Genomic DNA, 17,750 nt, shown 5'->3' with positions numbered 1-17,750 from the left:
AGCAAAAACCCCCGGGGTGGTAAAGCCGGGGGTTTTTCACAGGCAAGTGCATCACGCTTTTTTCGGCGCAGTTGCGCCCTTGGCAGACATACTGCGTTCTCGGCGACAACGATCCGAACAATAGCGCACCTCGTCCCAGACCTTGGCCCATTTGCGCCGCCAAGCGAACGGACGGCCGCAGGTGGCGCAAGGCTTGCCGGGCAGGTCAGCCTTTTTGCGCGCTTTCGCCATCGTCCAAAATTCGCTTTTCCATTCCTGTTACTCTGTCTCGACCGTACCAACGCCCGGCTGGACCTGAACATCGGCTCCTTCAGGGTCGTCAGCTGCAAAAAAAGTCCAGCCTACAAAGAAAAGCAGCAGGATCGCGGCGAAGACAAGCACCAACTTGATGCCGCCAACGGCCCCTTTGTGCCGTCTTTCTTCGATCTTCGGGTTTGTGTCGGGTGCCGACATGATCTGATCCTTTCGCATTTCAACGGCTGCGCCATTGCAGCCCTGCTCTTGCTTGCCTAACACTTTGACTCAAGCTCTGGTTCCAAACTCAACGCGAGGTTCAGCATGAAAGACGCCGCCCCGACCACCGTGTACCTTGCGGATTACACCCCCTTTGGCTGGCAGGTGGAGGATGTGCACCTGACCTTTCGTCTTGCGCCCAACGCCACGCGGGTCATCGCTCGCATCCACTTTGCCCGCGCCACAGAGACCCCTGAACAGACGTTCTTTTTGCATGGCGAAGACCTCAAGCTCATCCGCGCCGCGATCAACGGAGAAGAGATCACACCCGAAGTGACGGACAAAGGCCTGACCTGCGACGTTCCCGGTGGGTCTTTCCTGTGGGAGGCCGAGGTCGAGATTGATCCGGCAGCAAACACCGCGCTTGAGGGGCTCTATATGTCCGGCGGGATGTATTGCACCCAATGCGAGGCCGAGGGCTTTCGCAAGATCACCTTTTACCCGGACCGCCCCGACGTGATGGCCACCTTCACCGTGCGGATCGAATCAGAAATGCCGGTGATGCTGTCGAACGGCAATCCAAAGGGCGCGGGCGAAGGCTGGGCGGAATGGCACGACCCCTGGCCCAAACCCGCCTATCTGTTTGCTCTGGTCGCCGGAGATTTGCGCAATCACCCGGACAAGTTCACCACCAAAAGCGGCCAAAAGGTTGACCTGAACATCTGGGTGCGCCCCGGCGACGAGGGCAAATGCGCCTTTGGCATGCAAGCGCTGAAGGCGTCTATGAAGTGGGACGAGGATGTCTATGGCCGTGAATACGATCTGGACGTGTTCAACATTGTCGCTGTGGACGATTTCAACATGGGCGCGATGGAGAACAAGGGGCTGAACATTTTCAACTCTTCTTGCGTCCTCGCCTCACCTGAAACCTCGACAGATGCCAATTTCGAGCGCATCGAGGCGATCATCGCGCATGAGTATTTCCACAACTGGACGGGCAATCGCATCACTTGCCGCGACTGGTTCCAGCTGTGCCTGAAAGAAGGCCTGACCGTCTATCGCGACAGCCAGTTCACCTCGGACATGCGTGGCCCGGAGGTCAAGCGCATCAATGACGTGATTGACCTGCGCGGACGCCAGTTCCCCGAGGATCAGGGCCCGCTTTCGCACCCGGTGCGGCCTGAAAGCTTTCAGGAAATCAACAACTTCTACACCGCGACGGTCTATGAAAAGGGCGCCGAGGTGATCGGTATGCTCAAGCGGCTTGTGGGGGATGAGGCCTATGCCAAGGCGCTTGATCTCTACTTTGACCGCCACGATGGCGATGCGGCGACAATCGAGGATTGGCTCAAGGTGTTCGAGGACACCACGGGGCGCGATCTAAGCCAGTTCAAGCGCTGGTACAGCCAAAGCGGCACCCCGCGTCTGAGCGTCTCCGAAGATTGGGCGGACGGCACTTTTACCCTGACCTTCGAACAGCACACGCCGCCGACCCCCGGACAGGAAACCAAGAAGCCCCAGGTGCTGCCCATCGCTGTCGGGCTGCTCAACCCCAATGGCGACGAAGTGGTGCCGACGACGGTTCTGGAAATGACAGAAGCCAGGCAAAGCTTTGACTTCACGGGGCTTTCCGCCCGCCCGACTGCCTCGATCCTGCGCGAATTTTCCGCCCCCGTGGTACTGGACCGCAAAAGCAGCGCCGAAGAGCGCGCCTTTCTTGTGGCCCATGACACCGACGCCTTCAACCGCTGGGACGCCAACAACATCCTCGCGCGCGACTGCCTGATGGCAATGATCCGCGACGGCGCAACGCCGGACACCGTCTGGCTGGATGGGCTGGAGACCGTGCTGCGCGACGAAACGCTTGCACCGGATTTCCGGGCGTCGATGATGGGGCTACCGGGCCAGACCGAGCTGGCGCAGGCGCTGCATGAGCGCGGCCACACGCCCGACCCGGACGCCATCTATGACGCCCTGCAAACCCTGCAACAGTTCCGCGCCGAACGCTGGGCGGACCTACTGCCCAAGCTTGCCGAAGAGGCCCGCGTGACCGCCACCTATGATCCCGGCGCCGAGCAGGTGGGCAAACGCGCGCTTGGCAATAGCGTCCTGTCGCTTCTGTCGCGCATCGACGGCGGTGCAGCGGCGCAGGCGCAATATGACCAAGCAGACAACATGACGTTGCAACTCTCCGCCCTTGCCAATCTGATCCGCGCGGGCAAGGCCGAAACCGCGCTTCAGGCCTTCTATAACCAATGGCAGGATGATCGCCTTGTCATGGACAAATGGTTTGGCCTGCAAATCTCGGCCGCGCCACCCGCCGAAGCGATAGACCGCGCCAAAGCCCTGACCGAGCACGAGAAGTTCGAGCTGACCAACCCCAATCGTTTCCGCGCGGTCTTTGGCGCGCTGATCGGCAATCACGCGGGCTTTCACCGGGCAGATGGCACAGGCTATGCCTTGCTCACCGACTGGCTGATCCGGCTGGATGACAAGAACCCGCAAACCACGGCCCGCATGTGCAGTGCTTTCCAGACATGGAAACGCTATGACCAAAGCCGCCAGTCCCTGATCCGCGCGCAATTGGAGCGGATCAAGGTCAAGGAAAACCTCAGCCGCGACGTCAACGAAATGGTCACAAGGATTCTGTCATGAGCCGCATACTTATTGTCACCGGAGCAAGCGCCGGGATCGGTGCCGCCACAGCCCGGATGGGCGCGCAAAAAGGATATGAGCGTATCGTCGTCCACTATGGCCGCGACCGCGACGGTGCCGAGGCCGTTGCCGCCGATATCCGCGCTGCGGGTTCCGAAGCCTTTGTCATGCAGGCCGATGTCTCGGACATGCAGGCGCTGGCTGCCATGTTTGCCGAAGTGGCAAAGCTGTCGCCCGGCCCGATTTATCTGGTGAACAACGCCGGGATCGTGGCGCCCAAGGCTGGTATCGCCGATCTGACGCCAGAGCGGGTCCGAAAGGTTTTCGAGGTCAACGTCTTCGGCGCGATCGAGGTCTGCCGTCTGGCCGTCTTGCAAATGCGCGCATGGGGCCAAGGTGGCGGGATCGTCAACATCTCGTCCGTTGCTGCCCGCCTTGGCGCGCCGGGCGAATACACCGATTATGCCGCCTCCAAAGGCGCCATCGACAGTCTGACCACTGGGCTTGCTGATGAACTTGCTCCCGAAGGCATTCGCGTCAATTGCCTGCGCCCCGGCCCGATTGAAACCGGCATTCACGCCAAGGGCGGGCAGCCGGATCGCCTGCTGACCATGGGTTCCAAAATCCCGCTCGGCCGCGCAGGCACCGCCGAAGAGATCGCCGCAGCGGCGCTTTGGTTGCTGTCGGACGAGGCATCATATGTGACCAAGGGCTTTCTGGACGTCTCGGGCGGGCGGTGAGCTATCGCTTTGAACGCAACGGCCGCAGCCTGACCGCCCTATTGGTGCTGGGCATGATCTGGGGCGCTTTGCTGCTGGCATGGGGGTGGCTTGACGCCTCAAGCTGGATCATCGCGGTTCTGCTGGCCTTCACGCTTCCGGCGCTGTGGGATTTCCTGTCCGCGCGTCCGGCGGGGCTGTCGCTGGACGGGCAGCGTATACGATGGTGGAGCGGGCGACATCAGGGCGATGTGCGGCTTGAGACCATCGACCACGCCCGCTTTGACACCCGGCTGGATTTGTCTGTACGCGTGCGGCTGGTGCTGGCGAATGCCTCCAAAACCCGCGTCCCCATCCCGCAGGACGCCCTGCCCCGCTGGCAAGAGCTCCAGACCGAGCTGGAGGCACGTGGGATCACCGTTCAAAGGCACCATTTTTCACTGATGTGAGTGGTCTGTCATTTGCGCGTTACGCACCCCAACCAATGTGCGTTTATGAGAGACCGCATAGACCCCCTGATTCACGAGCGCGCCCCGTGGCTCTTATCCGATCGTTCCGGCCCCCGCGCGGCGCGGGCGGTGCTTGACCGGCTTCTGAATTATGAGACAACCTTGCAGATCGCGGGTGCGGTGCAACATTTGCCTGCCGCAACCCTCATGCAGACCATGGGTGAACGGCTCGCTCGCGAGGCCGTCTATCACGGACAGTCCCATATTCCGCGGCGCGGTGCGGCTCTGATCGTGGCCAACCACCCCACAGGGATCGCGGACGGTATCATCCTGCACCACCTGTTGCAGCGGATCCGACCCGATGCCTACTACTTTGCCAATCATGACATTCTGCGCGTGCTGCCACAGATGGAAAACATGATTGCCCCGGTCGAATGGCGCCGGGAAAAGCGCACCCACGGCAAGACGCGCGCCACCATGAGCTTTACCCGACGTGCAGTCCAACAAGGGCGGCTGGGCGTGATCTTTCCCTCGGGCCGATTGGCAAAGCGGCGCGGCCTGTCGTTGCATGAAAGGCCTTGGATGGGCTCGGCGGCGATGCTTGCGCGCAAGTTCGATCTGCCGGTGATCCCGGTGAACATTCGGGCGCGAAATTCAGCGCTGTTCTACCTTCTCGACCTGATCCACCCGACCTTGCGCGACATCACCCTGTTCCACGAAACGCTGAACAAACATCGTCAGCCGTTCGAGGTGACAGTGGGCGAACCGATCTCGCCCCGCGCCTTGCCCGCCAACTCCGATGAGGCGATCGCAGTTCTGCGCCGCGCGACCCTGTCGCTCGGGGGCAGAACCGCGCCAGCCGTGTCAATTCTGGACGCAACGCGCCGTCCGCACTGGCTGCGAGCGTTCTGACGGATCAACCGCCCTGCGTACTGAGAACCGGCGAGGCATCCTGCTTGACCGCATCGCCCGCTTCTTGGATCTCCGGCTTCGATTGAGCCGGTGTCGTCGCATAGAGCTCGGATGGATCGACAGATTGCAACGTATCGGGGCGCGCAACGGGGCGCAAAGACTTGGACAGCCCGGCGCAATAGTCCTGTTTGCGCATCCACTGGCGCATGTCTTCGCGCTTGGTGCGGGAATGGAACGGCCCCCAGTCGGCAGCCACACCGCGCATCCCGGAGCTGATCACGCGGTCACGCGGCACGGTCACGGCCATGATACGCATGGCGCAAGACAGGTTATCCTCGGGGTCTTTCAGAGCCGCGCCGTTTTTCGCCTTGCAGCCATAGCTGCGCGCGGTACCCGGCAGGATCTGCGTCAGACCATACCACAGCCCGCCGCCGCCAACCGCCGTCGGGCGATAGGTGCTTTCGTGCTTGGCCAGGGTCGAAACCAGCCCCACCCAGAACGCCTCGCGCGCTTCGCGGGACGCGGTTGGATAGGCGGGACACCAGTTGGCGATGTCCTTGGGCACCGTATTTGGCAGCGCACTGGCGTGGCTGCGCAGGCTGGAGACAACGGCAAGGGACCAGCTTGGCTTGCCCCCGTGCTTGTCCCAACGGGCCTTGGGAATCACGATATTCCGCCGCGCAACAGGGCGCGGCGAGACAGGAACAGCTAGGTTCGAATATACCGGCGCCTCAGCAGAAAGAGACCCGGATGCAGCATCGGGCAGTGGGGTCGGGGCTGGATTCGCCGCAACCGACGTCGCCAGAAGCGCTAAGAGTATGGCAGCACGCATCATGACCGGCGCAAACTGCCCGATACAGAGGATTCGATCAACCCTACCCCCCGGCGGGTGGTCATTTGTCGCCTATTGCCCGTTTTCAGCGGCTTGGACCGGGCATTGTCCCCCTATCGTAAACTGACTGTCTGGCCAGCTGCAACGCCTGACAGGCATTTGCCGGAGGAAGGTCAGGGGAACTCCCCCGTCTTGCCGCTATTTGGCCCGTATTGCGGATCAAATTGAAGGCATGACAATGACTGAAATGTTGCCTTCCATGCGCTCTCTGACGTCCCGGTTCACCCTGCGTAAGCCCGAGTCGGCGCCGGTTGTCGCCGCGCCCAAGGCCGAGCCGCGCTCGGTCCAGCCGCTGCGCCCGCGCATCGAGATCCCGCTGCGTGACCCCTCGCCGGCGTACCAGGCGGCTATGACGTTCCGCGAACGCGGCCAGTTTCTGGCCCGGCAGGACGAATGGGAAACGCTGGGTCGTGAAATCTGTGCCGCCGATCAGAACCGGGTGTTGACCAAGGGCCTGCGTTCGGTTGCATCGCTTCTGGCCGAAGGCGCGCGCGCAGATGCGGTCGAAGCAGGCCGCTCGGCTGTAAGGAAGGGCGAATCCGAAGCGGCCCGCGCGATTCTGGCAACGCTTGAAATCAACATGGACGACCTGCCCGAATGCCCCGCCATCGCCTATGTCGTCGCGATGGCGCATATCGATCTGGCACGCGCCTGGGCTGGCGCCTCGCGCCAGAGCGATCTGTCGCCGCCGCGCCAGATGGCCTTTGTCGAACACATGGGGCTTGCCGCCGAGCAGGCCGACCGTTTTGATCCGTTCGAGACGCAATCGGCGCTTTGGGCCGACGTGCGGTGCCGCGTGCTGGAGGTTGATCCGCGCCCGGCGCAGCGCGTCGCGGACGACTACGAAGACCTGATTGATCTGGAGCCGACAAACCCCGATCACCTGCGCGCCTTTGGCCGTGATCTTCTGCCCCGTCGTTTTGGCAACCGCGAGATACTGGACCGCGAAGCCCGCCGCACCGCCACGCGAACAGCCGATGTCTGGGGCATGGGCGGGTACAGCTGGATCATGATGGGCGCCATCGAACGGGAACCCAACGCCCTGCGGTGGCTGGACGCCGATCTCTTTTCCGAAGGGCTGCATGACATCCTGTCGCGCCATCCCGGTCAGGACATGGTCAACCGTTTGGCCGCCTTCACCGGGATGACGGCCTCGCGCGCCTCGGCGCCCGGAACGGTGCAGGCGCGGATTTCGGACTGCTTCAACTGGATCGCACAGGACCACCTGCACGAGCTGCACCCGGCGGTCTGGGCGCTGGCCCCGGCCCCGGGCCGCGAAGCCCAGGTCGAGATCGAACCCCGCGACATCGTGAAACGCGGACGCACCCGGGCCTATTCGGCGCTGGCCGAACATTTCGCGCCGCTTCTGGACGGCGGGCGCCGTCTGGTCTTTACCCCTCAGGGGCTGCAAATGCCCCGTATCGACTGATCGGGAAAAGGCCCCTCCCCGCCCCTTGCCCAGCTTGCGCCAAAGTCCTAGAACCCATGCGCATATCGAGCCAAGGAGCGTCTCATGCTGGATCTGACATTCGAGTCCCCCAAACCCAAGATCATCGCGGGAGCCAAGCATGATTGGGAACTGGTCATCGGCATGGAGGTACACGCACAGGTGGCCTCCAAATCCAAGTTGTTCTCCGGCGCTTCGACAAAATTCGGCGCCGAGCCGAACTCGAACGTGGCCTTTGTGGACGCGGCCATGCCCGGCATGCTGCCCGTCATCAACGAATACTGCATCGAACAGGCGGTGCGCACCGGTCTGGGCCTGAAAGCCGAGATCAACTTGAAGTCCGCCTTCGACCGCAAGAACTATTTCTATCCCGACCTGCCGCAGGGCTATCAGATCAGCCAGCTTTACCACCCGCTGGTGGGCGAAGGCGAAGTGATCGTCGACATGGAACCGGGGATCGCCCGTCTGGTGCGTATCGAACGCATCCACGTGGAACAGGACGCAGGCAAGTCGATCCACGACATGGACCCGAACCTGTCGTTCGTGGACCTGAACCGCACCGGTGTTGCGCTGATGGAGATCGTGTCCCGCCCTGACATTCGTGGCCCCGAAGAGGCCGCCGCCTATCTCGCCAAACTGCGCCAGATCCTGCGTTACCTTGGCACCTGCGACGGCAACATGCAGAACGGCAATATGCGCGCCGACGTGAACGTCTCGGTCTGCCGCCCCGGTCAGTACGAGAAGTATCAGGAAACGCAGGACTTTTCGCATCTTGGGACGCGCTGCGAGATCAAGAACATGAACTCCATGCGCTTTATCCAGATGGCAATTGATTATGAGGCCAAGCGCCAGATTGCCATTCTCGAAGCGGGCGGTTCGATCGATCAGGAAACTCGCCTGTACGACGCCGACAAGAACGAAACCCGGTCGATGCGATCCAAGGAAGAGGCGCATGATTATCGCTATTTCCCCGATCCGGACCTGCTGCCGCTCGAAATCGAGCAGGCTTGGGTGGACGATATTCAGGCCAGCCTGCCGGAACTGCCCGATGAAAAAAAGGCGCGCTTTGTCAAAGACTTCGGGCTGTCCGAATATGACGCCTCGGTGCTGACCGCCGAAGTGGCGAACGCCAGCTATTTCGAGGCCGTGGCAGGTGAAGCGGGCGATGGCAAGCTTGCCGCCAACTGGGTGATCAACGAACTCTTTGGCCGTCTGAAGAAGGAAGATCACTCCATCGACGACAGCCCCGTATCGCCTTCGCAACTGGCTGGGATCGTCAAGCTGATCAAGTCCGATGCGATCAGCGGCAAGATTGCCAAGGACCTGTTCGAGATCGTCTATACAGAGGGCGGAGACCCCGAAGCCATCGTCGAAGAGCGTGGCATGAAACAGGTCACCGATACCGGCGCGATCGAGTCTGCGGTGGACGAGATCATCGCTGCCAACCCCGCTCAGGTCGAAAAGGCCAAAGCGAACCCCAAGCTTGCGGGCTGGTTCGTTGGTCAGGTCATGAAGGCAACCGGCGGCAAGGCCAACCCGAAAGCGGTCAATGAAATCGTGAGTGCAAAGCTGGGTCTGTGACCCGGCGCTTGCCGTTCGGTGTTTTAGCTGGGCGGATAATGTCCACTTACCCTACGGCAAGTTATTGCTCATTCCGCGTGATAATCAGCCTGACCACCTTGTCAATCGGCGTTTACACTCGTTCAACCTATGCTTGAGTTGAGCGATCAAAGAGCGAATCACCCGGAAGACAATGCGGCTTTTTTAAGATGATTGCCTGTTATCTTGGCAGCAAGGCGGTCCGGAACATTATCCTTATGTTGCGGCCACGCGGCCCAGATACACCACAGATGGTTTCCTGACACAAGAAGCGAACTGCAAAAAAGTAAGGAATACTTGACTTACGACCCACTAAAAAGAGATGCTACTTTAGTGTTACCGGCAAAGTATTGGTCGGGTTGTCTCAAGATTTTCGGGGCGTGCAACAATAAATTTTGACAGGGGGATTTAATCCGTTTGTTTTATAAAGAAACAGAGGGCGTGGCCGCAAGGCCCGCCCTTTTTTTAGCGCGGAATTTTGCCGTTTGAGTTACGCGAATGACCCAAATGACATGGTCACACAAGGCAAGGGTGCGCGCCGCGACACAACCGCCCTGACCCGGCAAATTCGGTGACACCACATCGCTGACCGCGTGCTTCTGCGCCCTCGCCTGACTGGGCCCTCAGGGCGTTCCGATGTCCAGTGACAGCGCGTGGATGGACGCCACCAGATCCGGCCCAAGCGCCTTGTGCACCGCACGGTGGCGGGCGATGCGCGACTGGCCTGTGAAAGCCTTGGACCGGATTTCGACGTGGAAATGGCTTTCGCCTGATCCGTCGTGCCCGGCGTGACCGGCATGTTTGGCGCTGTCATTGCGCACCTCCAGGTGCACCGGGGCAAAGGCCTGATGTAAGCGTTCTTGAATGTGATCAGCTTTCGACATTTTTCCGCCCTGCCCCCTGTAAACTCGGTGGGATTAGTCTACACTCTGGCCTCCGAGTCGAAAAGGTGTGGACCATGAGCAGATCAGACCCCTTCGGTTTTGACATGTCGATCAAATCCGCGAAGAAAAAGAACCCGCGCGGACGCCGAAGCATGTCGGGGGAACAGGAAACCTCGACGCGCGTCTGCGACCATGATGGATGTGACGAACCCGGCAAATTTCGCGCGCCCAAAGCACCGGACGTGCTGGACGACTTTTTTTGGTTCTGTAAGGACCATGTGCGCGAATACAACTCTAAGTGGAGCTTCTTTGACGGCAAGACCGAAGCCGAGATGAATGCGCAAGAAAGCGCCGATAAAGTTTGGGAGCGCAAGACCAAGGAATGGCGCGACCCCGAGGCCAAGGCCTGGGCCCGTCTGGGCATCGAGGATCCGCACCAGGTGCTGGGCAACAATGCCACGCGCAATCCGGGCCGCAAAGCAGGTGGCGGGCGCAAACTGCCGCCGACCGAGCGTAAAGCCATTGATATTCTTGAAGCCGAGGATCATATGACCAAGGCCGAAATCCGCAAAGCCTACAAAAAACTGATCAAGGTTCTGCATCCGGACATGAACGGCGGCGACCGCTCTCAGGAAGAGCAGTTGCAGCAAGTGGTCTGGGCTTGGGATCAGATCAAGGACAGCCGAAGCTTCAAATGATTTGACGTGCGGGGGCGCCAATGCGCCCCCTGCGGCATCGGCAATAATTCACACATTGTGATATTTCGCTGGACGTACAAGCTACGGTTGTAGTAGCTTTAAGAAAGATGCAGATCAATTACAGGTCTGGACACGATAATCCACTCACGGGTGCTCGACGGACATCAGACGTGCTTCATCACACGCCTGATGTCCGTTTCCGTTTCAGCCAGTGTTGATAACGAATTATACCGCGATCACGCAGAGAATTTCAGGCTGACGCCGTTGATGCAGTGGCGTTTGCCGGTGGGCTTTGGGCCATCATCAAAGATATGACCAAGGTGCGAGCCGCACCTGCGGCAATGGCATTCGGTGCGCACGCCGAACAAGGAGCGGTCGGGCTTGGTCTCGATACCATTCGCGAGGGCCTTGTAGAACGATGGCCAACCTGTGCCGCTGTCGAACTTGTGCTCTGAGGAATAGACCGGCAGATCGCAGCCTTTGCACAGGTACGTCCCGGCTTTCTTGTTGTCGTTAAGCGGCGAAGTAAACGCACGTTCGGTGCCTTCTTCGCGCATGACCTTGTACTCCAGCGGGGTCAGCATCGCTTTCCACTCGGCTTTTGTGCGTGTCACTTCGAAGGATTTGCTGGCGGCCATTGCGGGCCGGGTCAGGGCAAGCACAGCGGTTGCGGCGCTGGCACTGTAGAAAAATCTGCGGCGGTTCATGACAAACTCCTTTCCTTGAAAAATGCGCCCCCGGCGCCCTGAGGGCAAGCCGGGGGCCTTGCACAATTGCGCGAGCACTTTGGGATCAGTCACACACTGAGAACACAACAGCGCAAAGGTGCAAAGGGCTGACCGGGTTTATCAAGGGGGGTTGATCCCGGCCAGATCAGCGGTGCCAGAGTTGCACTGGGGACGCCGCTTCCCTGCCTCTTATTGGGCAGGCAACAGAACCCGGTCGATCACGTGAATGACACCGTTGGATTGACGCACGTCGGCGATGGTCACTTTCGCCTCGCGGCCGTTTTCGTCGATCAGCAGGATGTCATCGCCGTCCATCTTGGCCTGAAGCGTGCAGCCGCCCACGGTGGGCACCGGGTGCATTCCACCATCCGCCGCGATCATCCCGGCAATGGCGTCGGACATGGCGCTGGTTGCAACCACATGGCAGGCGAGAATCTTGGCCAGTTGCGCCTTGTGTTCGTCCATCATCAACTGGTTCAGGCTGTCGTCCGAGATCTTGGAAAAGGCGCGGTCGGTCGGGGCGAATACGGTGAACGGCCCTTCCGAATTCAGCGTGTCCACAAGGCCTGCCTGCTTGACGGCGGCAACCAGTGTCTCGTGGTCCTTGGAGTTCACGGCATTCTCGACAATGGTCTTGTTGGCGTACATTGGTGCACCGCCGACCATCGGGTTCTTGGCTTGGGCAAAGGCCGCCGTGGCGGCAAGAACGGCGGTGGCCGCATAGGCGAAAGTTGCAAAACGGATCATTCTTCATCCTCCTGGTTCTGGTTTCCCCACCGTTTTCGGTTGGGTCGAGAACAGACACGGCGGGCCGGACGACGAAGTTTCAAAGAATTTCAAGAAAATGTTCACAGGACCGTGAGGAGCCAATCAGAGCCAAACACCAGCGCAGCGCAGTGCGCATTTGCGCGCGCCGCCCCTAGGTCCAAACGCTTAGCTGCGGATGCTCAGCGGCCCAGTGGCCAGAACCGGCCCGGTCGGTGCTCCGGTTGGCGAGCCGCCCAAAGGCTCTTCCGAGATTGCCACGGTCGCGCCGGGCTGCATGATCGGGATCAGGGCATTGGGCACAGGGATCTGGGTCAACCCGGCCTCGGTCATCAGTCCAACCGACACCGGCGCGGCATCCGGAGCCGGGATCACCCAGATTTCATAAGATGCCTGGGTCGGAAAGCTGCCAACGTCGCGCCGCAACATAAAGGTTTCGCTGTCCGGCGCCCAATGCGCCAACAGAACAAGCCCCTGCTCTTGCGCCACGAGGTCCGCGTAAAGATGAGGCTCGGTCTGATCGGTCAGCATGCCCGAGGTGTAGACAGCCCAGGTAACAGCCGCCCCAACAACCGCGCCGCCGATATAGGGCCAAAGCATGCGCCACAGCGGTTGCCGCTTTTCCCGTCCCAAGGCCTGTGCTTCGATCCGGCGCCAAAGCTGCGGCGGCGGGGCTTGCTCTTGAAGCGGGTCGGTGAAACTGGCGAAATATTCTGCCCAGGCGGCAACGTCCTGTTCAAGCTCCGGGTCAGCCTCCATCTGCGCCTCGAAAGCGGCACGCTCATCCTCGGACAACAGGCCCAGCACGTATTCTGCCGCCATGGCCTCCCAACCGCCGGGAAGATCGGTATCATCCTGCACGCTCATGAGCTCAGACACTCCCGCAATTGCATCAGGCTGCGGCGCAGCCATGTGCGCACCGTGTTCAGCTTGACCCCGGTGGCGGCGGCCAGATCGGCGTAGGAAGCCCCGTCCAGATAGGCCCCGCGCACCATCTCGGCGCGGTTGGGCGGCAATTCGGCCAGACACTCATTCAGCAGACGCGCCTCATCGCGCGCCACGGTCTGCGCTTCGGGGCCGGGGCCGGGATCGGCCAGACGCCCGGCCAGATCATCCACATCCGCCACATGGCCCTGCCGCGCCAGTTGGCGCAGCCGGTCAACGGCGGCATTTCGGGTCACTGTGATCAGCCAGGTCATCGGCGAGTATCCATTGGCACGGTATTGCCCGGCGCGGTTCCAGATGCGCAGGAAAACCTCTTGCAACACCTCTTCGGCCAAAGCTTGTGATTTCAACACACGCAGGCAGACGCCAAAAAGTTTCGCCGACGTGCGTTCATACAGCCTTTGAAAGGCTTTTCTGTCGCCCATGGCGACGCGCGCGATCAGCTCTTCTATTTCCTCTTGCGGTGTCATGGCCTTGAAACTGTCGCTACCTCTTGCCCCTCCCATTGATTTGGTGCACCACGGGACCAAACATGCGGCGCCGCGAGAAAGAGGACGGACCAACAATGGCCAATGGTGAGATCGATATCAACGCGAAACCGACCGAAGAGATCTCGGTTCGTGAAGTCTTTGGCATCGATACCGATATGGTTGTGCACGGCTTCCCCGACGCAACCGACCGTGTGCCCGACCTCGACAGCACCTACAAGTTTGATCCGGACACCACGCTGGCGATCCTCGCGGGGTTCCGCAACAACCGCCGCGTGATGATTCAGGGTTATCACGGCACCGGCAAATCGACCCATATCGAACAGGTCGCTGCGCGCCTGAACTGGCCCGCGGTCCGGGTGAACCTCGACAGCCATATCAGCCGGATCGACCTGATCGGCAAGGACGCGATCAAACTGGTCGATGGCAAGCAGGTCACCCAGTTTCAGGAAGGCATCCTGCCCTGGGCGCTGCGCAACCCGACCGCGATTGTCTTTGACGAATACGATGCAGGCCGCGCCGACGTGATGTTCGTGATCCAGCGCGTGCTGGAAACCGACGGCAAACTGACCTTGCTGGACCAGAACGAGGTCATCACCCCGCACAAGTATTTCCGTATCTTCGCCACGGCCAACACGGTTGGTCTGGGCGACACCACGGGCCTTTATCACGGCACCCAGCAGATCAACCAAGGTCAGATGGACCGCTGGTCGCTGGTGGCAACGCTGAACTATCTGTCGATCGACGCCGAAACCTCGATCGTTCTGTCCAAGGCGCCGCACTACAACAATGAAAAAGGCCGCAAGACCATCCGTCAGATGGTTACCGTGGCTGATTTCTCCCGCCGCGCCTTCATGAACGGCGAGTTGTCGACGGTGATGTCTCCGCGGACCGTGATCGCATGGGCACAGAACGCCGAGATTTTCCGCGATGTTGGCTATGCCTTCCGCTTGTCCTTCCTCAACAAATGCGACGAGCTTGAGCGCCAGACCGTGGCCGAGTTCTACCAGCGTTGCTTTGACGAAGAGCTGCCCGAAAGCGCGGCCAGCCTGTCTCTGGGCTAAGCCATTCCTCCTTTGCAGAAAGCCTGGGTTCGGCTGGCCGGGATCGGTATGCTGTTGCTGGTGGCCGGGGTCTTTCTATGGAACCGGCCCCAAGTGGCTGCGCCCAAGGATAAGCCGGGCCCGTTGCAGGGCTATAGCGCCGACAATTTCTGTTACGAATTCCTGAAAGTCGCGCTGGAAGAGGATGTCGAGGGGCTTTTGCCCAATCCCGAACGCCTCGCGGCTGAGCGTGACGGCTTTTACCAGCGCATCCGGTTCTACAGCGACCAGCGCGGCGATCAGGATTTCGAGCTGGGCTTTCAGGCGCGCATCCAGTTCTACAACATTCTCCGCCATCTGGATCAACCAGACACATCGGACAACGCGCGCGTTGTTCTGACAAATCAGATCATGGATTGCCGCAATCGACTGGCCAAGCTGGGCGTGCCGGAAAAACCCGAACCGTCGAAAAATGACGAGATGATGTACAACCGCTGAGGTTTGCCGCGGCGCGTGGATTTCGAGACACTTTTCAGGATTGTTTTCGTTTCGCTTCATAGGAATGCAGGGTTTTTCATGTATCGTCTAATTTATGGGCGGTTTGAAAACATATCTTTTCGGCCTGATCTTGGTCTTTGCGGGGCTCGCGCAGCCTGCCCCGGCCATGACCAGTGACGCTGCGGAACAGATCCGGTTTTTCGCCACATGCCTTGGGCGCGTCTCGGCCACGATGGAACACGAGTGGTTGATGGGGCGCTCTGGCGATCAGGCGCAAGGCCAGCGCAAATTGTTTGAATCGCTGGTTGAGGCGGTTTTGCCGGACGCCCGCCGCGCCGGATTGACCAGTGCGCAGGTACTGAACATGCGGATCGAGGCCAAGTTCGCTCAGGCCCGCCTGCTGCAAACCGCGACATTCCAAACCGATGAACGACGCAAGCGCTATGCCGCGCGCATCGCAGAGCGCGAGATCGGCACCTGTAATTCAATGCTATTGGGCTGACGCGCCCTCTTGCCAATTGCGCGCCAAAAGGGGAAACCTGACCCCATGGCACAGCAAAACGACAACCCCGCAGACCCTTTCAAAAAGGCCCTCGCCGAAGCGACCAAGGTCATGGCCGATGACCCCGATCTGACGGTCAGCTACACGGTCGACCCGTCCGGGGTGTCGGGCGATGCCATGCGCCTGCCGCAGGTCTCGCGCCGGATGACCCGCGAAGAGGTGCTTTTGGCACGCGGAACCGCTGATGCCCTGGCGCTGCACCGCCGCTATCACGACAATACCACACACGCTCGCTATGCCCCTCCGGGCGATATGGCACGCGAGCTGTATGAGTCGATGGAAACCGCCCGCTGCGAAGCCATGGGCGCGCGCGACATGCCCGGCACAGCCGGCAACATCGACGCCAAGATCGGTCACGAAGCCGCGCGCCGCGGCTATGGCCAGATCGGCGACATGAACGAAGCGCCGCTGCCGGTCGCCGCGGGCTATCTGATCCGCCATCTGGCAACGGGCCGTGACCTGCCGCCTGACGCCGCCAATGTGATGAACCTCTGGCGCGACTTCATGGAGAAACAGGCCGGCGGCACGCTGGAAAACCTCGACGAGGTGCTGAGCGACCAATCCGCCTTTGCCAAATTGGCCCGCAGAATGATCTCGGATCTGGGTTACGGCGATCAGTTGGGGGACGACCCCGACCAGTTGGACGACGAGTCCGAGGACGATGGCCAGCAGGACGACGAACAAGAGGAACAGCCCGACAGCAACGGCAACGACGAGGATGAAGGCGAAGAGGCCGACGCCTCGCCCGAGCAATCGCAGGAAGAGACGATGGACCCGTCTCAGGCGCAGGTTTCGATGGACGAGGCCGCCGATCAGGAGCTTGGTGACGAAGCCGAGATGCCCGAAGGCGAGGCCCCGCTTGATCCGCCACCGCCCGCGCCCTTCTCCGAGGCGGACCCGGACTACAAGGTGTACTGTACGGATTTCGATGAAGAGATTCTGGCCGAAGATCTGGCCGAAACGGTCGAACTGGAACGCTTGCGCGCCTATCTGGACCAGCAGCTTGAGCCGCTCAAAGGCGCGGTGTCCCGGCTGGCGAACAAACTGCAACGTCGCCTTCAGGCGCAGCAGAACAGGTCTTGGGAGTTTGATCTTGAAGAGGGCATTCTCGACGCCGGGCGACTTGCGCGCGTCGTCGCCAACCCGACAACGCCGCTCAGCTTCAAGGTCGAAAAGGACACCGAGTTCCGCGATACGGTGGTGACGCTGCTGCTGGACAATTCAGGGTCCATGCGCGGGCGGCCGATTTCCATCGCGGCGATCTGCGCCGATGTTCTGGCCCGCACGCTCGAACGCTGCAACGTCAAGGTCGAGATCCTGGGCTTTACCACCCGGGCCTGGAAGGGTGGCCAAGCGCGCGAGACATGGTTGAATGCCGGTCGCGAACAGCAACCCGGGCGCCTGAACGATCTGCGCCACATCATCTACAAGGGGGCCGACGCGCCTTGGCGCCGGACGCGCGCCAACTTGGGCTTGATGATGAAAGAGGGGCTGTTGAAGGAAAACATCGACGGCGAAGCGCTCGAATGGGCGCACCGCCGGATGGTTGGACGGCCCGAGGCCCGCAAGATCCTGATGGTGATCTCCGACGGCGCGCCGGTGGACGATTCCACGCTTTCGGTGAACCCGGCGAATTACCTTGAAAAACATCTGCGCGATGTCATCGCCATGGTGGAAAAACGTCGGCAGGTCGAACTGTTGGCCATCGGCATCGGCCATGACGTGACCCGTTATTATGACCGCGCTGTGACCATCACAGATGTCGAGCAACTGGCGGGCGCGATGACCGAGCAACTGGCGTCTCTGTTTGACAGTGATCCACGGGCCCGCGCGCGTGTGATGGGGATCAAGCGCTACGCTTGAGCCAGTCACAATGTACGGACCTGAGTTTGCGGATCGCTCGTGCTGACAGTGCGGCAGCGAAACCTTTTCCGCCGCGCCTGATACGTGATCTGATTCATTGATCGGCCAGCGCTGAACTAATTTGTGCAAGTTTCGGCGGCCTGCTGGTAC

General features: G+C 60.7%; 19 protein-coding genes. 11 read left to right on the top strand and 8 right to left on the bottom strand.

Annotated elements, in window-relative coordinates:
* Positions 1-51: 51 nt before the first annotated feature.
* Positions 52-231 carry a DUF2256 domain-containing protein gene (locus tag ACOYQJ_RS00615; protein WP_422904056.1) on the bottom strand — a complete coding sequence of 60 codons (180 nt, stop codon included), beginning with the start codon at positions 229-231 and terminating at the stop codon, positions 52-54.
* A gap of 27 nt (positions 232-258) precedes the next feature.
* On the bottom strand, positions 259-453 hold the full coding sequence (locus ACOYQJ_RS00610; RefSeq protein WP_422904055.1) for a hypothetical protein: 195 nt from the start codon (positions 451-453) through the stop codon (positions 259-261).
* A 105-nt stretch (positions 454-558) separates the two neighbouring features.
* On the opposite strand from ACOYQJ_RS00610, the gene pepN reads away from it, so the two are divergent.
* Genes pepN through ACOYQJ_RS00590 form a run of 4 tightly spaced genes read left to right on the top strand, consistent with a single transcriptional unit; the run spans position 559 to position 5,188 of the window.
* Complete coding sequence (pepN, locus tag ACOYQJ_RS00605; RefSeq protein WP_422904054.1) at positions 559-3,108, top strand: aminopeptidase N; 2,550 nt, start codon at positions 559-561, stop codon at positions 3,106-3,108.
* Positions 3,105-3,848: an SDR family oxidoreductase gene (locus ACOYQJ_RS00600; protein WP_422904053.1), complete on the top strand. Its 744-nt coding sequence runs from the start codon at positions 3,105-3,107 to the stop codon at positions 3,846-3,848. Before pepN ends, ACOYQJ_RS00600 begins: the two co-directional genes overlap by 4 nt.
* On the top strand, positions 3,845-4,276 hold the full coding sequence (locus tag ACOYQJ_RS00595; RefSeq protein WP_422904052.1) for a hypothetical protein: 432 nt from the start codon (positions 3,845-3,847) through the stop codon (positions 4,274-4,276). Before ACOYQJ_RS00600 ends, ACOYQJ_RS00595 begins: the two co-directional genes overlap by 4 nt.
* 45 nt (positions 4,277-4,321) lie before the next feature.
* Positions 4,322-5,188 carry a 1-acyl-sn-glycerol-3-phosphate acyltransferase gene (locus tag ACOYQJ_RS00590; RefSeq protein WP_422904051.1) on the top strand — a complete coding sequence of 289 codons (867 nt, stop codon included), beginning with the start codon at positions 4,322-4,324 and terminating at the stop codon, positions 5,186-5,188.
* Between the two features lie 4 nt (positions 5,189-5,192).
* On the opposite strand, the gene ACOYQJ_RS00585 is transcribed toward ACOYQJ_RS00590, so the two are convergent.
* Entirely contained in the window at positions 5,193-5,855 is a 663-nt protein-coding gene (locus ACOYQJ_RS00585; protein ID WP_422904050.1) for a lytic transglycosylase domain-containing protein, read from the bottom strand.
* A gap of 403 nt (positions 5,856-6,258) precedes the next feature.
* On the opposite strand from ACOYQJ_RS00585, the gene ACOYQJ_RS00580 reads away from it, so the two are divergent.
* Together ACOYQJ_RS00580 and gatB are read left to right on the top strand one after the other, a co-directional pair.
* Positions 6,259-7,509 carry a hypothetical protein gene (locus ACOYQJ_RS00580; RefSeq protein ID WP_422904049.1) on the top strand — a complete coding sequence of 417 codons (1,251 nt, stop codon included), beginning with the start codon at positions 6,259-6,261 and terminating at the stop codon, positions 7,507-7,509.
* 84 nt (positions 7,510-7,593) lie between these two features.
* Positions 7,594-9,108: an Asp-tRNA(Asn)/Glu-tRNA(Gln) amidotransferase subunit GatB gene (gatB, locus tag ACOYQJ_RS00575; protein WP_422904048.1), complete on the top strand. Its 1,515-nt coding sequence runs from the start codon at positions 7,594-7,596 to the stop codon at positions 9,106-9,108.
* A gap of 641 nt (positions 9,109-9,749) precedes the next feature.
* Here the strand turns inward: gatB and ACOYQJ_RS00570 are convergent.
* Positions 9,750-10,010 (bottom strand): BolA family protein, encoded by a 261-nt coding sequence (locus ACOYQJ_RS00570; RefSeq protein WP_422904047.1) that lies wholly within the window; start codon positions 10,008-10,010, stop codon positions 9,750-9,752.
* Positions 10,011-10,084: 74 nt separating this feature from the next.
* Between ACOYQJ_RS00570 and ACOYQJ_RS00565 the strand changes: the two genes are divergently transcribed.
* Positions 10,085-10,708 (top strand): J domain-containing protein, encoded by a 624-nt coding sequence (locus tag ACOYQJ_RS00565; protein ID WP_422904046.1) that lies wholly within the window; start codon positions 10,085-10,087, stop codon positions 10,706-10,708.
* Between the two features lie 236 nt (positions 10,709-10,944).
* On the opposite strand, the gene msrB is transcribed toward ACOYQJ_RS00565, so the two are convergent.
* The 4 genes from msrB to ACOYQJ_RS00545 all read right to left on the bottom strand — a co-directional run bounded on the left by msrB (position 10,945) and on the right by ACOYQJ_RS00545 (position 13,616).
* Positions 10,945-11,415: a peptide-methionine (R)-S-oxide reductase MsrB gene (gene msrB, locus ACOYQJ_RS00560; protein WP_422904045.1), complete on the bottom strand. Its 471-nt coding sequence runs from the start codon at positions 11,413-11,415 to the stop codon at positions 10,945-10,947.
* Positions 11,416-11,625: 210 nt separating this feature from the next.
* A complete protein-coding gene (locus tag ACOYQJ_RS00555; protein WP_422904044.1) occupies positions 11,626-12,183 on the bottom strand; it encodes a fasciclin domain-containing protein in 558 nt (185 codons plus the stop codon).
* A gap of 186 nt (positions 12,184-12,369) precedes the next feature.
* On the bottom strand, positions 12,370-13,068 hold the full coding sequence (locus tag ACOYQJ_RS00550; RefSeq protein ID WP_422904043.1) for an anti-sigma factor: 699 nt from the start codon (positions 13,066-13,068) through the stop codon (positions 12,370-12,372).
* Positions 13,065-13,616, bottom strand: a complete 552-nt coding sequence (locus tag ACOYQJ_RS00545) for a sigma-70 family RNA polymerase sigma factor (RefSeq protein ID WP_422904431.1) — start codon at positions 13,614-13,616, stop codon at positions 13,065-13,067. The genes ACOYQJ_RS00550 and ACOYQJ_RS00545 overlap by 4 nt, the downstream gene beginning before the upstream one ends.
* A gap of 95 nt (positions 13,617-13,711) precedes the next feature.
* On the opposite strand from ACOYQJ_RS00545, the gene cobS reads away from it, so the two are divergent.
* The 4 genes from cobS (at position 13,712) to cobT (ending at position 17,600) form a co-directional block, all read left to right on the top strand.
* Positions 13,712-14,698, top strand: coding sequence for a cobaltochelatase subunit CobS (cobS, locus tag ACOYQJ_RS00540; protein ID WP_422904042.1), 987 nt, complete (start codon positions 13,712-13,714; stop codon positions 14,696-14,698).
* 12 nt (positions 14,699-14,710) lie between these two features.
* Positions 14,711-15,175, top strand: coding sequence for a hypothetical protein (locus tag ACOYQJ_RS00535; protein WP_422904041.1), 465 nt, complete (start codon positions 14,711-14,713; stop codon positions 15,173-15,175).
* A gap of 103 nt (positions 15,176-15,278) precedes the next feature.
* Positions 15,279-15,677, top strand: coding sequence for a hypothetical protein (locus tag ACOYQJ_RS00530; RefSeq protein ID WP_422904040.1), 399 nt, complete (start codon positions 15,279-15,281; stop codon positions 15,675-15,677).
* Between the two features lie 45 nt (positions 15,678-15,722).
* Positions 15,723-17,600: a cobaltochelatase subunit CobT gene (gene cobT / locus ACOYQJ_RS00525; protein ID WP_422904039.1), complete on the top strand. Its 1,878-nt coding sequence runs from the start codon at positions 15,723-15,725 to the stop codon at positions 17,598-17,600.
* Positions 17,601-17,750 lie beyond the last annotated feature (150 nt).

The organism is Pacificoceanicola algae (assembly GCF_049341065.1).
In the GTDB taxonomy this organism is placed as follows: Bacteria; Pseudomonadota; Alphaproteobacteria; order Rhodobacterales; family Rhodobacteraceae; genus Pacificoceanicola.
This window is presented reverse-complemented; position numbering and strand designations above follow the sequence as displayed.